Raw genomic sequence first — 13,297 nt, 5'->3', positions numbered from 1 at the left:
CCAATGCACAGGCCTTCGACCTGATGGAACATCGGTGTGTGCGTCTGGTCGTAATCGGCGCGATAGACACGGCCGGGTGCGATGATGCGGATCGGCGCGCCTTGCGCTTCCATCGAGCGGATTTGAACCGGCGAGGTATGGGTGCGCAGGATATGCGGCGGGCGATCGTCGCCCTCGGCGCGGTTCATATAGAACGTGTCCATCTCGGCGCGGGCCGGATGGTGGCTTGGGATGTTGAGCGCGTCAAACACGTACCAATCGGTGTCGATCTGCGGGCCTTCGGCCACGGCAAAGCCCATGTCGGCAAAGATCGCGCTGACTTCTTCGGTGACCTGTGAAATCGGATGGACCGACCCTTGCCTCTGGGGGCGGGCTGGTAGCGTCACATCAAGCCATTCATTCGCCAGACGAGCATCCAACGCCGCATCGGCCAAAGCCGCCTTTTTCGCCGCAAGCGCTGCGTTGATCTCATCCTTGAGGGCATTGAGCGCCGGGCCGGCAACTTGGCGTTCTTCGGGTGTCATTTTACCTAATGAGCGCATTTGCAGGCTGATCTCGCCCTTCTTGCCAACGGCCTGCACCCGCAGCTCTTCGAGCGCGGCCTCATCGCCAGCGGTGTTGATAAGGTCGAGATATTTGGTTCTCAGATCATCCATGTCACGGCTCCAGAATACGCCTGAGACGGGTTACAGAGGCAGGCCGCAAGTGGCAAGGGTATTCAAACGAAGATTGCTCCTTGGGGCTAAGGATATGCGACACTGGCCAAACGCCGTTTGGTGCCAGCACAGGTTCAAAGCACAACCTCAAAACCCCAAAGCACGGGTACTGAGCAGTTCGTAACGGCGGATGATGGCTCAGCCAGCCCCCTTCGGCATTGGGAGTGCCCCGGTTTTATAAGGTGTCCAATCCTCTATCTCAGGGTAAAACTGTTGTCGCCAGTCCCGTACTTTGGGGTTGAACACCCGGCGCCAAAGCGGTGGACACATCGCTAGAAATGTCATCGGCGGATAACCTGTTGGCAGCATCGGAACCTCAGTTTCCTTGTAAACCTGAAGCAGCGGAAAGCGCCGCATTGGATGCAAATGATGATCCGCGTGACGCTGCAAGTTGATCAGCAATAGTCCAGAAATATGATGGGCAGAGTCCCAGCTGTGATGAGCCTGGACAGGTTCATATTTGCCCTCGCCCAAGTGTTTTCGGGTCAAGCCGTAGTGTTCAACATAGTTGGTAAGTTCAAGCTGCCATATTGCGACAAATGCCTGAAACGCAAAAAGCCCGACACCTATCGCACCGCCAATGGCATAAGCCAAAAGTAGGAAAAATCCCTGCACCGCAGCATATTTCCAAATCGGATTGCTGTGATGCCAGGGGCTGCGCTTTGCGCGGGCAAGTTTTGCCGTTTCGGCCCGCCATGCAGACCCGGGACCGTGTGCGAGAATGCGAATAAACGCGCGTAAAAAACCTTCGTTGTAGCGGGCGGTGACCGTATCGCGAGGCGTGCCCACAAAGGGGTGATGGACCAGTAGATGCTCAGTTCGAAAGTGCCCGTACAGCACAAGCGCCATCAATAGATCACCAAGATTTCGCTCCATCCAACTAGATTTGTGAAACAACTCATGGGCATAGACGATACCAACCGTGCCGGTGGTGACACCGATAGCGAATAGGATGCCCAAGCTTTCCAAGGGTGAATAATCGGCGACCTTGGTCACATAATAGAGCGTTCCGAAGACCATGGAAAACTGGATGGGAAACCAAATGAGTGTCAAAAGGCGGAACCAAAACAGGTCTGAGTCTGGGGTGTTTGGATCGGGATTGCAGAGATTCTTTCCGAAAACGGCGTCTAATATTGGCATCAAGACCCAGCCGTAAAAAGGTACCAAGGCAATTGCCCATCCGCCGTTTATCACGGCCAATAGGATCAAGGGCACAAAGGTCAATGTCAGCCAATACGGCCACGCCCTCAGGCGTCCATTTTGAATCTGCGGAGCTGTGTCCATTCGTTCGGGTCCTTATTTGGCTAAGGGCGGGGGAATACGCGCAGGTAGATACCTTGGGCCGATCGCACGGTGAGGTGGGCGACCGGCACGGGGTCATCTGTGTCGGCCGGGACAAAGCGAAAGGCACGCACGAGCATCGACAACAACAAGGGGCCTTCGGCCATCGCAAAGCCAGAACCGGGACAAACGCGTGCTCCGGCGGAAAACGGGATGTAGGCCGAACGCAAACAGTCTTTGCCGTTTGGTGTGTCAAAACGCCGGGGGTCAAACTCATCGGGTCTGTCCCAAAGCCGTTCATGCCGATGCAGGTGCCAAGGGCTTAAGATCACCTGAGATCCTTTTGGAACCTTTCTGCCGCGGAATGTTTCCGGGCAAGCGGCTTCGCGGACATACATCGGCACAGGCGGGTAAAGCCGCATGGTTTCGCGAAAAACGGCGCGCGAGACACGCAACTTGGATAGGGTCGAGAAATAGATTTTATCCGGATTTATATGAGCTTGTGCCTCGGTGGCGACTTTTTCTTGCCACTCTGGGTAGCGAGCCAGCAAATAAAGCGACCAAGACAGTGCCGCCGCCGATGTTTCATGCCCGGCAAGAAAGAAAATGGCGACTTGGTCAATCATTTCTTTGGTCTCAAACAGCTTTCCGGTGTGGGGGTCAGGCGTGGTCATAATTTTGGTGGCTAGGTCATCAGGTGCAGTGCCATTGGAAATTTGCGTTGCGCGTACAGCCACCAATTGGCTGATCAGTTCCCGAATGGTTGCGGCGGTTTTTCGTGCTTTGCGGGATTGCGGGCGCGGGACCCAATTGGGCCATGGCAATAGCGCGGCGATATTGGCAACAGGTTGGCTTTTCTGGTGGTCGCGAAAGGCCGCAAAAGCGGAAAGAGCGACATCGTAGGTGATGGGAACCGAGAACAAGGTCCGAAAAATCACGTCCATCGCCACATGGCTCGTATGTGTTTCAATGTCGACTGGATTGCCGTCTGCAAGGTTGCCCAGCCGATCCACCGCAGCGACGCCGCTGTCCCACATCGCCGGGAAAATGGTCCGCAATCGCCCACCTTCAAAGGCCGGGTCAATTATTCTGCGCTGCCGGGCCCACAAAGCGCCATTTGAAATGAAAACTGAGTCCCCGAGAAGGGGTGTCAACCCGACGCGTATACGTTCAGATTTGGGAAAATCCATAGGCCTTGACCTAAGAGCCAACTCGACCAAGGTTGGGTCGTTGCACAAAAAAGAGCGAAAAAACGGTGTCCTCATCTCTGCCATCCATGCGCGATATAGATGGGCCGGTTGCGCCGAGAGAATGTCTTTTCGGAAAAGACGTATATAGCTCAAGAGTGTGACCTTGGTTTTGCGCGCATTGGGTTTGGGCGGAATATTCGGCCGTGCTGTTTTTAACGTGTCGAGCAAAACGAGGCGTCCTTTGCCAAGTACAGGTGTCTTCGGAACTGACATGGCAAGGGAGTAGCGTCATTGACGATCGTCAAAATGGTTTGGCAACTGATTGTTCCCAAAAAGAGGTCGGCAATGCCCTTCAGGGCACGTCGACTTGTTTGCGAAAGTGCTATAAAACACGCCCGTAGGTGCAAAACTCGGGAGCAGCATTTGGATCCGTTGCGTGCAAAGCATCCATGTGGAAAATGTGCTTTCTATTCTGATAGTGTTTGGCAACCGGTTGCGCATGCGTCGGTCAAATTTCTGACGCGTGGCTTCAAACGAAAAGACCTCGCTCAGGGGGCATTGGCTTATGGGCAGGGCGAAGACAACAAAGGTGTGTTTTGCGTGTCGCGTGGGTTGGTAGCCTTGCGAAGCCTGCAAGAGGATGGGTCTTCAACCTTGCTTCGCCTCGCTTACCCCGGGGATGTTATTGGTTTTCGGTCGTTTCTACGATCTGGCCCGCATCAAACTGAAGCTGTGGCAATTGTTCCATCTCGTCTTTGTGTTGTTTCGCAACGCGATGTTAGCCATTTGGTAAAGACAAGCCCAGAAGTTTTGGCCCGTCTAGCGACGCGTTGCGTGGATGAAATCGATCATAGCCATCAACAGATAATTGCCATGGCAACTAAGTCAAACAAAGAGCGGCTGGCGCAGTTTTTGGTGTCTTTACTAGACCGGTACGGCGAACGAGTGGACAATAATATTCAAATGCATTTGCCGTTGTCCCGCAAAGATTTGGCCGATCTAATCGGTGTTCCACAAGAAACCTTATCGCGTCTTGTTGGCCGCCTCCAGAAGGACGGGTATTTTTCGATCTCTGGGCGCCATGTGTCGGTGCCGACCTCCCATACCTTGCAGTGGTTTCGGGATTAGACCGACGCAAAAGGGCTGGGAAACGGTCGTGTTAGATACCCAAACACCGTTTCGTGTCCGACATCAAAAGACATATCATGCAGCGGCATGCCCTTGGGTTTTTCGTAGTTTGAATTGCGATATGAGGTGTGACAACGAACGGGCATCACCATCCAGTCTATGACTAGATTGATTGGATTGTTGTGCCATCGCAGCGTTTTCTTGGGTAACTCGATCAAGATGTGTCACGCTGGCATTAACGTCCGTTAGGCTGCTTGCTTGCTGGATTGTGCCGTTTGTTATTGTCGACATCAGGCGGGAAATATCACCGATTTGGCCCACAATTTCGCCCAGTGCTACTCCGGCGTTGCCAACCAATTTCACGCCATGATCGACCTGTTCCGTACTGTTCCCAATCAGAGCTTTGATCTCTCTTGCCGATTCCGCTGATTGCTGGGCAAGCGCCCGGACTTCCGACGCCACAACTGCAAAGCCGTTGCCGGCTTCTCCTGCTCGCGCGGCTTCAACTCCGGCGTTTAAAGCCAGAAGATTTGTTTGGAAGGCGATATTGTCGATGACACCAATGATTTGATTGATATGGCTTGCGCTGTTTTCAATTTCGTTCATGGCTTCGACAGCGCTTTGGACAACATGCCCACTGTTCTCAGCGCCCTCTTTGGCTTTTAGGATACTGGTTTCTACGGTTTTTGTTCCCTCTGCTGCCGAGGCGACACTATTTGTCAATTCTTCTAGGGCGGCCGCAGCTTCTTCTAGTGTGGCGGCTTGGCTTTCAGTTCGATTTGACAGCTTATCAGACGCGCGTGCGGCCTCATGAGACCCGCTTTGAATACCGATTGCGACATTGACGACTTTCTCCATTGTGGAATTCAAAGTCTCAATCGTTCGATTGAAATCGTCTTTCAATTTTGCGTGGCTTGATGGGAAGTCTTCCGAGATTTCACAGGTCAAATCACCATCCGCAAGCAATGCCAGATTTTCGGTCAGAACTGAAACAATGCGTTCCGATTGTTCTTGGTTGCTCTGTGCTTGCATTTGCGCGTCTTGTGCGATTTCTGCATTTGCAACAGCTTCTTGCCGTTTGGTTTCCACCTCAACATCAGCGGCTTGTTTTTTGAGGATGTTCGCCAACAGAATGCTGGTTTCCATGACCACGATGACGGCATGCATGACCGTTCGGCCAAGATTGCTTGTCAATGTTCCGTCGGGGTAAACCAGCGCTGGAAAAAGAACCGTCAAGGATAAGTGATGGACCGCAATCACAGCTGCGGTGAAAAACAGTGCCTTGGCGTTATAGAGTGTTGATGCAACCGCGATCGCCACAAAGTACAACATATGAGAATCGATTTGCCACGGGTGTCCAACAAAGGAAATTGTCAGCAAAACACAATGCGCAACAAACGTGAACGCAATGACATAGGGCGCAATCGTATTGGGCATGCGGCGTGCAACAAACGTGAGACATGAAACTGTGACGCTGGCAGCAGCAAATAGCCACCAAGCGATCGCCGGATTTAGAAACACTGACACGAGCATAGGCCAAGGTGCCATTGCCAAACTTGCCAAGAGTTGAAGTTTGAACTCAGTGTCGCCGGATGGCGTGTTTAAACCTTTGGTGAACATAGGTTTGCGACCCTTTTTCCGTCCAATAGAAACCAAGCCCCGCTTGCCCTGAGGTTGATCAGGTCTTGAGCAGAGTCAATCACGGTCAAGCCGCCAAGTGGTGCGCGGACAGGGTACGTTTCGCTAAGTCCAGATTGCGCAATCACATCAGAAGCTTGAGGCCCCCAAGGGTAAGAGACAACCAAAACGAGGTCAGAGTCTTGGACTCCTGTACCCGCGAGAATGATCGCAAAGGCAGACAGGCTAAGCATCAATGATGCGCCTAGCGTTGCCAGTATGAGGCCAACCGTTTTCATGTGGTTAGGCTTAGAGAGCAGGTCTTAATTTTACATGACCTGAGGTGTCATCCGGGGCACAAAAATTGGCCGCTTTTCGGACAATTATCTTGAAAGACTCGTCAATTCTAAATGGGGCTAAAGGGCGGCCCAATCGTTATACCGGTACTGTTTTGGTGCGCGCGGACCGGGGGTGGGCAGGCGCGGTGCGTCTTGGGTTGGTTGGTTATGTTTATCAGCCATTGTCTTGTCCTCCTGACTACCAAGGTGGGGGCAAAACGGTCGTCTGTGTAGTCATGTTTCACTTACCTGTCAGGGATGTGAGCACAGCGTGACAGACAAGAAAAAGGCCGGAACACAACTGCTCCGGCCTCGTTAGTTTCGATACGAAAGGCCGATTAGGCCAGTTCGATGTCCGATGCGCTTTCGCGACCATCACGGCCAGAGCGCAGCTCGTAAGAAACCTTTTGGTTGTCTTGCAGGCCGGTCAGGCCGGAACGCTCAACAGCCGAGATGTGAACAAAGATATCTTTGCCACCATCGTCGGGTGCGATAAAACCATAACCTTTGGTGGTGTTGAACCACTTTACGGTACCTGTTGCCATGTCATGTTCCCTTCAGGGTTGGTGCTGCCCACGGAGTTGCGGCAGCCCGGCATCGTCGTCTTTGTCGAGACTGGTGCCGGATAGGGAAACAGTGGTCGAGGTAGAGAGTAGCGCGAATTGTATGCCAGAGAATCCCTGTTCTGTAAAGGGATACGCACATCTCAGGCGGGTGGCCAACAACGTTTGAAAGTTGAATAGTCGGTAAAAAATGGGGCTGGTCAAAGGGTGGAAAGACAAGAATTCAACCGATGCGGGATTCGATCGTTGTTGTCTTGGAGGTGAAGGCGGGCCGGTTTGCGCATGCCAACATATCGCATTCCGGCCCACCTGAAATCAGCGGACGAACTTTTTGAATTTGACCCGCGTCGGTTCCAAAGCGGCCTCGCCAAGGCGACGCTTCTTGTCTTCTTCGTAGTCCTCAAAGTTGCCTTCGAACCATTCCACATGTGCCTCACCTTCAAAGGCGAGGATGTGAGTACAAATCCGGTCGAGGAAGAAGCGGTCGTGCGAAATGACAACCGCGCAACCGGCAAAGTCGGTCAGGGCATCTTCGAGCGCACGGAGGGTTTCAACGTCCAGATCGTTGGTCGGTTCGTCGAGGAGCAGAACGTTGCCACCAGACTTCAACAAACGTGCCATGTGAACGCGGTTCCGCTCACCACCCGACAGTTTGCTGACCGGTTTCTGTTGATCACCGCCCTTGAAGTTGAACGACGAACAATAGGCGCGTGAATTGACCTCGGCATCGCCAAGTTTGATGATCTCAGCACCGCCGGTGATGGCCTCCCAAACGGTTTCGCCATCGATCAGATCGTCGCGCGATTGATCCACATAGGACAATTGCACCGTGTCACCCAATTCAATCGAACCACCATCGGGCGTTTCATTTTCTGTCAGCATTTTGAACAGTGTCGATTTACCCGCGCCGTTCGGACCGATCACACCGACAATGCCACCGGGGGGGAGGCTAAAGGTCAGATCTTCGATCAACAGTTTGTCGCCCATGGCTTTTTTGAGGTTCTCGACCTCGATCACCTTGGACCCAAGACGTGGACCGTTGGGAATAATGATTTGTGCGCGGCCAACCTTTTCGCGCTCGGATTGGCCGGCCATCTCTTCATAGGCTGCAATACGAGCCTTGGATTTGGCCTGACGGGCCTTGGCACCCTGCTGCATCCATTCCAATTCGCGTTCCAGCGTCTTTTGCTTGGATTTGTCTTCGCGGGCCTCTTGCGCCAAACGCTTGGCTTTTTGGTCAAGCCATGCGGAGTAATTGCCTTCGTAGGGGATGCCGCGGCCACGGTCCAATTCCAAAATCCAACCGGTGATATCATCGAGGAAATAGCGGTCGTGGGTGATGATCAGGATGGTGCCTTTGTATTCGATCAGGTGGTTTTGCAACCATGCGATCGTTTCGGCGTCCAAGTGGTTGGTCGGTTCGTCGAGCAACAACATATCAGGCGCTTCGAGCAATAGCTTGCACAAGGCAACCCGGCGCTTTTCACCCCCAGAGAGATTGGCCACATCAGCGTCATCAGCCGGACAGCGGAGCGCTTCCATTGCGACGTCGATCTGACTGTCGAGATCCCAAAGGTTCTGGGCGTCGATCTCATCCTGGAGCTTGGCCATTTCGTCGGCGGTTTCGTCCGAGTAATTCATCGCCAACTCGTTGTAGCGATCAAGAATGTCTTTCTTGGCCTTCACACCCAGCATGACATTGCCGCGCACATCTAGGCTTTCGTCCAGCTGAGGTTCTTGCGGAAGGTAGCCGACCTTGGCCCCTTCTGCGGCCCAAGCCTCGCCCACAAAGTCCTTATCGATTCCCGCCATGATTTTCATCAGCGTCGATTTACCGGCACCGTTGACCCCGACGACCCCGATTTTTACACCGGGAAGGAAGCTTAGCCGGATGTTTTCAAAACATTTTTTTCCACCCGGATAGGTCTTGGATACACCATCCATGTGATAGACATACTGGTAAGACGCCATGGGTCATTGCTCCGCTAAGAAATTCGTGTTGTCCGCCGGAGTAGCGCGTTGTGAGGTCCGGTGCAATCGACCAGTGTTTTGCCCAAGTCCCGGCGGTGGGTCCTGTGCGTTAACCATTAATTCGATGTAAAGGTTTCCTTGGTTTTTTGGGCAACGTCACGGCCCCGTGGGGCCCTAAAAGGCGTGAGCGGAGATCGAATTGTTTGTCGCCGAACCCGAAAAACGACCCAAACCCAAACCTCCCTTTGGAGGCCTAGGGCGGCTGTTATTGGCCGTCGCTTTGCCGATGTTTTTGCTATCCATGCTTTTTTCAGGGCTGGGGTTGTGGCTGACGTGGCCTGATCCGGCGTCCTTCACGGATGCTGCGCGGCCTGTGTTGGCCCAACAACGGCATATCTTTGTGTTTACGTCTTTGCCTGTCGTTTTGTTGGCCCTCTTAGGGCTTTTTTGTTGGCGAGAAGCGCGTCGCAACTCCGTTCAGGTCGCGGCATTGACGCGTGATATGGCAGAACTTGTGCGTAATGAAGGAGGGGACATGTCGCTTGTTGATGTCGGGGCTGGCGATTTGAAAACTGTCTATAGTGAATTGAAAAGCCTTCTGGAATCCAATCGAGGCAAAGCTAAGGAAACCCAAGATTGGGCAACGGATATGGCGATCGTCATGGAGCAATTGGGCGGCGGTTTGCGCAAATTGTCGGCCGGCGATCTCGAATGTCAATTGACCGATCCGATGACGGCAGACTACGAACCTTTGCGCGCGGATTTCAACCAAACCGTTGATGCCTTGGCCACGATTATTGCCGAACTGGCAGTGAGTGCCGAATCCATTGATCGCGATGCTACAATGCTAAGTGAAGGCGCAGACAACCTGTCAATTCGCACGGAAAATCAAGCCGCGACTCTTGAGCAAACCGCCGCCGCGATGGAGCAAATTACCTCTAGCGTGACCTCCACCGCCGATAGAGCCGGACGGATTGTCACCGCGATGTCGCATGCGAGAGACAAGGCGCAATGCGGAGAAGCGGTGCGTGGGCGTGCGGTCGACGCCATGAGTGCGATCGAGACATCTTCGGTGAAAATTTCCCAAATCATTCAAGTTATCGAGGAAATAGCCTTTCAAACCAACCTTTTGTCGTTGAATGCCGGGGTTGAGGCCGCGCGGGCCGGAGATGTGGGGCGGGGCTTTGCTGTGGTTGCCGCTGAGGTGCGTGCGCTTGCTCAACGATCCTCTGATAGTGCCTCAGAAATCCGAGAATTGATTGAAGAATCCAACAATAATGTCAGCAACGGGGTGATCTTGGTGTCTGAGATGGGCCAGTCGATCGAAGACATCCTCGACGGAGTTACGCAAGCGACGACAAGTGTAGAAAACATCGCCTCCGGCGCATCAGAGCAGGCAACGGGCCTTTCAGAAATCAACAATGGCATCACTCTGTTGGATCAAGTTACCCAGCAAAACGCGGCCATGGTTGGCGAGAGTGCGGCCGCTGGCCGTGCGCTGCGGGATAAGGCGGTAAATATTCGGGCGTTGGTGACGCAATTTCAGGTGCGAGCCCCAGGGCACACTGCCAACCGCCACGCGGGCCTTGAGTTCGACGATTGGAGCCAAGACGCGCCGCCGGCACCAAAGCGATCGGAACCGGCTGCGCAAAGGCGTGCAGCGGGCGGTCCCCCTCCCTGGCAGGATTTTTGAGGGACGCTTTTACCCATCAGGTTTGGATTCTTGAAGTTTTTGTGCCGACCCCCTATCCCCAACGCAATCGCGCGATAGGGGAAACACGACGTGGCGAAGTGGTCAGAAGGGGTAAACTTGGCACGCGGTTTGCGTGTGGGCGTTTTGGGCGGGTCTTTTGATCCACCGCATCAAGGGCACGTGCATCTCTCCCAAGAGGCGCTCAAGCGGTTCGATCTAGATAAAATTCTATGGCTTGTTAGCCCGGGAAATCCCCTGAAACCCAATCCTCCAGCCCCGATTGCAAAACGCATGGCGGCGGCGCGCGCGTTGATTGATCACCCTCGTATTGTGGTGAGCGACTTCGAAGAGAGACACCAAACCCGCTATACTTACGAGACATTAAGCGCCCTTAAATCCGTTTGGCCAGAGGTGAATTTCGTGTGGTTGATGGGGGCGGATAATCTGTTCCAGTTCCATCGTTGGGAGAATTGGCGCGGTATCATGATGACGATGCCGGTCGGGGTCTTGGCGCGGCCCAAATTGCGCATTGCGGCGCGGATGTCCGTGACATCACAGGTCTTTAGCGCCGCCCGTTTGCCAAGCAAACAGGCCCGACTTTTGGCATGTGGACCGGCCCCGCGCTGGAGCTTTGTGAATATGCCAATGTCCGGGGTCAGTTCGTCTCAAATTCGTGAAACTGGCACTTGGAACCACAGTGGCTAAGGCGTTTTTCACAAGGCAGTGAAGATTGCCCGCTTGCCCAACGCCGATGACTCAGCTTAGATCGTGATATGACCAAACAGATTTCAAGACGACTATTTTTGGGTGGCGCTGCCGGGTTTTCAATGGGCAGCATGGCGACGTCTCTTTGGGCCAACGCGCCAGAACGGTCTCTTAGGCCCGTCGCAAGAGCCGCGGACTTGCTCAAAGAGCTGCAAAAGCCGGCGGAGCAGTTGGTTGAGGCGGCAAAACTGGGCGGGCGTGTCGGGTTCGCTGTGGCCGATGTGGAAACCGGTAAGATACTGGAAGAGCGCGAACCAACATTGGGGCAACCGCCGGCCAGCGTTGCCAAGGCGTTAACCGCTGCGTTTGCCTTGGACGTCTTGGGGGCAGAGTACCGATTTGAAACCCGTGTTTTGGCGACCGGGGCGATTGTAGATGGCGTTGTTCAGGGGGATTTGGTGTTGGCGGGTGGGGGCGACCCTACGTTAGACACCAATGCCTTGGCAAACCTGGCCGCCAATCTAAAAGAGGCGGGAATCAAAGGCGTCAAAGGTGACTTCAAAGTTTGGGGTGGCGCTCTCCCGCATTTGCGCGACATCGACCAAAGCCAGCCGGACCATGTGGGATACAACCCTGCGGTGTCTGGGCTGAACCTGAATTACAATCGGGTTCACTTTGAATGGAAACGCGCAAATGGCAGCTACGCGGTAACGATGCAGGCGCGGTCAGACGCACATCGACCCAATGTCAACATGGCGCAGATGACCGTGATCGCGCGCGATGTGCCGATTTACACCTATGAAGATCGCGCCGGTGTCGACAATTGGACCGTTGCGCGTGGCGCTTTGGGCAAGGGCGGCGCGCGCTGGCTCCCTGTTCGTAAGCCCGAGATTTATGCCGGCGAGGTGTTTCAAAGCTTTGCACGGGCGCAGGGCATCAAACTCTCTGCTCCTATTGTGGCGGATCAAAAACCCGCAGGGGATGTTTTGGCCAAGGTGCAAAGTGCGCCGTTGTCACGCCTTCTGAAAGATATGTTGAAATGGTCCACCAATCTGACGGCTGAAGTTGTCGGATTGACCGCGTCCCAAAAACGCAGCGGTCGCGCCATGACATCTTTGGCAGGCTCTGCTGCGCAAATGAACGCATGGGCAAACGCGGTATTTGGATTGCAGTCGGTGGCCTTGGTGGATCATTCGGGTTTGGGCGAAAGCAGCCGGATTAGTGCGGGGGACATGATGTTAGCCTTGCAGCATTTGAGGAAATCAAACGAGCTGAAGCCCTTGCTTAAGCCGTTCAAAATGCTGGATGCAAAGCGCAAAGAGATCAAGGATCACCCACTTTCGGTACATGCCAAGACCGGGACCCTGAATTTTGTCAGTGGCTTGGCGGGATATGTGGACTTACCCGACGGGCGCGAATTGGTGTTCGCCATTTTCGCGGCCAACTTCGACAAACGTGCGGGGCTCAAGAAGTCGGAAAGAGAACGCCCGCCCGGCGGTCGCGAGTGGAACCGACGGGCGAAACGTTTGCAACAAGAGCTGATCGAGCGCTGGGGAATTGTCTATAGCGGCTGATCCAAACCGTTAGTTGTGAATGACAACTTTCATGTTTGATTTGCCGACGCGCTGGGTCAACTCAAATAGGCGTGCGGCGTGATCAGGGTGCAGGCGGACGCATCCCGCGGACGCGGGGCGCCCCAAGCGGCTAATCTGATTGGTTCCGTGAATGGCATAATTCCCACTGAAAAAGATCGAATAGGGCATCGGCGCGTTATTGTAGAGGCTGGATTTATGATAGCGGGACAGCCACTTGGCGCTCCAAGAGCCGCGCGGAGTGTATTTGCCTTTGCGTGCGGTTGAAACAGGCCAGCGGTAGGCAACCTTGCCATTGTGGATAACGGTCATCGTTTGTGATGAGACGTCAACCTTGGCAACAAGAGCGGCAGCAAAGCTTGTTGCGGGTAGCGCGAAAAGCATCGCGATGGTCAATAAAGTGGCGAAAATCCGGTTCATAATGTCCCTCCAGAAATCAAAGCAGCGTGGCAATAATGCCTGAGGGAACTATACGATAATGTTAACCTCAGGTCAGTCAGGGA

11 protein-coding genes and 1 pseudogene are annotated in these 13,297 nt (G+C 54.0%); 5 read left to right on the top strand and 7 right to left on the bottom strand.

The window, feature by feature from the left end:
• The 3 genes from AC5EFR_RS17335 to AC5EFR_RS17325 all read right to left on the bottom strand — a co-directional run.
• The coding region (locus AC5EFR_RS17335) for a tRNA ligase subunit PheS family protein (RefSeq protein WP_493577012.1) at window positions 1-656 on the bottom strand (656 nt) is incomplete at its 3' end.
• A gap of 198 nt (window positions 657-854) precedes the next feature.
• The gene (locus AC5EFR_RS17330; protein ID WP_493577011.1) at window positions 855-2,000 is read right to left on the bottom strand and encodes an alkane 1-monooxygenase; all 1,146 of its coding nucleotides are present in this window, start codon (window positions 1,998-2,000) and stop codon (window positions 855-857) included.
• A gap of 20 nt (window positions 2,001-2,020) precedes the next feature.
• The gene (locus tag AC5EFR_RS17325) at window positions 2,021-3,382 is read right to left on the bottom strand and encodes a cytochrome P450 (RefSeq protein WP_493577020.1); all 1,362 of its coding nucleotides are present in this window, start codon (window positions 3,380-3,382) and stop codon (window positions 2,021-2,023) included.
• 111 nt (window positions 3,383-3,493) lie between these two features.
• Here AC5EFR_RS17325 and AC5EFR_RS17320 point away from each other — a divergent pair.
• Both AC5EFR_RS17320 and AC5EFR_RS17315 read left to right on the top strand, forming a co-directional pair.
• Window positions 3,494-3,973, top strand: a pseudogene (locus tag AC5EFR_RS17320) (Crp/Fnr family transcriptional regulator); the annotation flags it as partial.
• Window positions 3,974-4,060: 87 nt separating this feature from the next.
• Window positions 4,061-4,315 carry a Crp/Fnr family transcriptional regulator gene (locus AC5EFR_RS17315; protein WP_493577019.1) on the top strand — a complete coding sequence of 85 codons (255 nt, stop codon included), beginning with the start codon at window positions 4,061-4,063 and terminating at the stop codon, window positions 4,313-4,315.
• A gap of 75 nt (window positions 4,316-4,390) precedes the next feature.
• Here AC5EFR_RS17315 and AC5EFR_RS17310 read toward each other — a convergent pair whose 3' ends face one another.
• From AC5EFR_RS17310 to ettA, 3 genes are all read right to left on the bottom strand, one after another.
• Window positions 4,391-5,461 (bottom strand): methyl-accepting chemotaxis protein, encoded by a 1,071-nt coding sequence (locus tag AC5EFR_RS17310; protein ID WP_493577010.1) that lies wholly within the window; start codon window positions 5,459-5,461, stop codon window positions 4,391-4,393.
• 1,147 nt (window positions 5,462-6,608) lie between these two features.
• Window positions 6,609-6,815 (bottom strand): cold-shock protein, encoded by a 207-nt coding sequence (locus AC5EFR_RS17305; protein WP_299929360.1) that lies wholly within the window; start codon window positions 6,813-6,815, stop codon window positions 6,609-6,611.
• A gap of 333 nt (window positions 6,816-7,148) precedes the next feature.
• On the bottom strand, window positions 7,149-8,804 hold the full coding sequence (ettA, locus tag AC5EFR_RS17300; RefSeq protein WP_493577009.1) for an energy-dependent translational throttle protein EttA: 1,656 nt from the start codon (window positions 8,802-8,804) through the stop codon (window positions 7,149-7,151).
• A 535-nt stretch (window positions 8,805-9,339) separates the two neighbouring features.
• Here ettA and AC5EFR_RS17295 point away from each other — a divergent pair.
• The 3 genes from AC5EFR_RS17295 to dacB all read left to right on the top strand — a co-directional run bounded on the left by AC5EFR_RS17295 (window position 9,340) and on the right by dacB (window position 12,776).
• Window positions 9,340-10,497: a methyl-accepting chemotaxis protein gene (locus AC5EFR_RS17295; protein WP_493577008.1), complete on the top strand. Its 1,158-nt coding sequence runs from the start codon at window positions 9,340-9,342 to the stop codon at window positions 10,495-10,497.
• A 117-nt stretch (window positions 10,498-10,614) separates the two neighbouring features.
• Entirely contained in the window at window positions 10,615-11,202 is a 588-nt protein-coding gene (locus AC5EFR_RS17290; protein ID WP_493577007.1) for a nicotinate-nucleotide adenylyltransferase, read from the top strand.
• Between the two features lie 68 nt (window positions 11,203-11,270).
• Window positions 11,271-12,776 (top strand): D-alanyl-D-alanine carboxypeptidase/D-alanyl-D-alanine endopeptidase, encoded by a 1,506-nt coding sequence (gene dacB / locus AC5EFR_RS17285; protein ID WP_493577006.1) that lies wholly within the window; start codon window positions 11,271-11,273, stop codon window positions 12,774-12,776.
• Window positions 12,777-12,785: 9 nt separating this feature from the next.
• Here dacB and AC5EFR_RS17280 read toward each other — a convergent pair whose 3' ends face one another.
• On the bottom strand, window positions 12,786-13,214 hold the full coding sequence (locus tag AC5EFR_RS17280) for a L,D-transpeptidase (protein WP_299929375.1): 429 nt from the start codon (window positions 13,212-13,214) through the stop codon (window positions 12,786-12,788).
• Window positions 13,215-13,297: the final 83 nt, after the last annotated feature.

Source organism: Pelagimonas sp. (assembly GCF_058892305.1).
The sequence above is the reverse complement of the archived record's forward strand: the minus strand, read 5'-3'. Positions and strand labels throughout refer to the sequence as shown.

Coding starts and splice junctions, on each gene's coding strand:
- AC5EFR_RS17330 (WP_493577011.1), bottom strand. CDS start 2,000: ATGGACACAGCTCCGCAGATTCAAAATGGACGCCTGAGGGCGTGGCCG.
- AC5EFR_RS17315 (WP_493577019.1), top strand. CDS start 4,061: ATGGCAACTAAGTCAAACAAAGAGCGGCTGGCGCAGTTTTTGGTGTCT.
- AC5EFR_RS17310 (WP_493577010.1), bottom strand. CDS start 5,461: ATGGAAACCAGCATTCTGTTGGCGAACATCCTCAAAAAACAAGCCGCT.
- AC5EFR_RS17305 (WP_299929360.1), bottom strand. CDS start 6,815: ATGGCAACAGGTACCGTAAAGTGGTTCAACACCACCAAAGGTTATGGT.
- ettA (WP_493577009.1), bottom strand. CDS start 8,804: ATGGCGTCTTACCAGTATGTCTATCACATGGATGGTGTATCCAAGACC.
- AC5EFR_RS17295 (WP_493577008.1), top strand. CDS start 9,340: ATGTCGCTTGTTGATGTCGGGGCTGGCGATTTGAAAACTGTCTATAGT.
- dacB (WP_493577006.1), top strand. CDS start 11,271: ATGACCAAACAGATTTCAAGACGACTATTTTTGGGTGGCGCTGCCGGG.
- AC5EFR_RS17280 (WP_299929375.1), bottom strand. CDS start 13,214: ATGAACCGGATTTTCGCCACTTTATTGACCATCGCGATGCTTTTCGCG.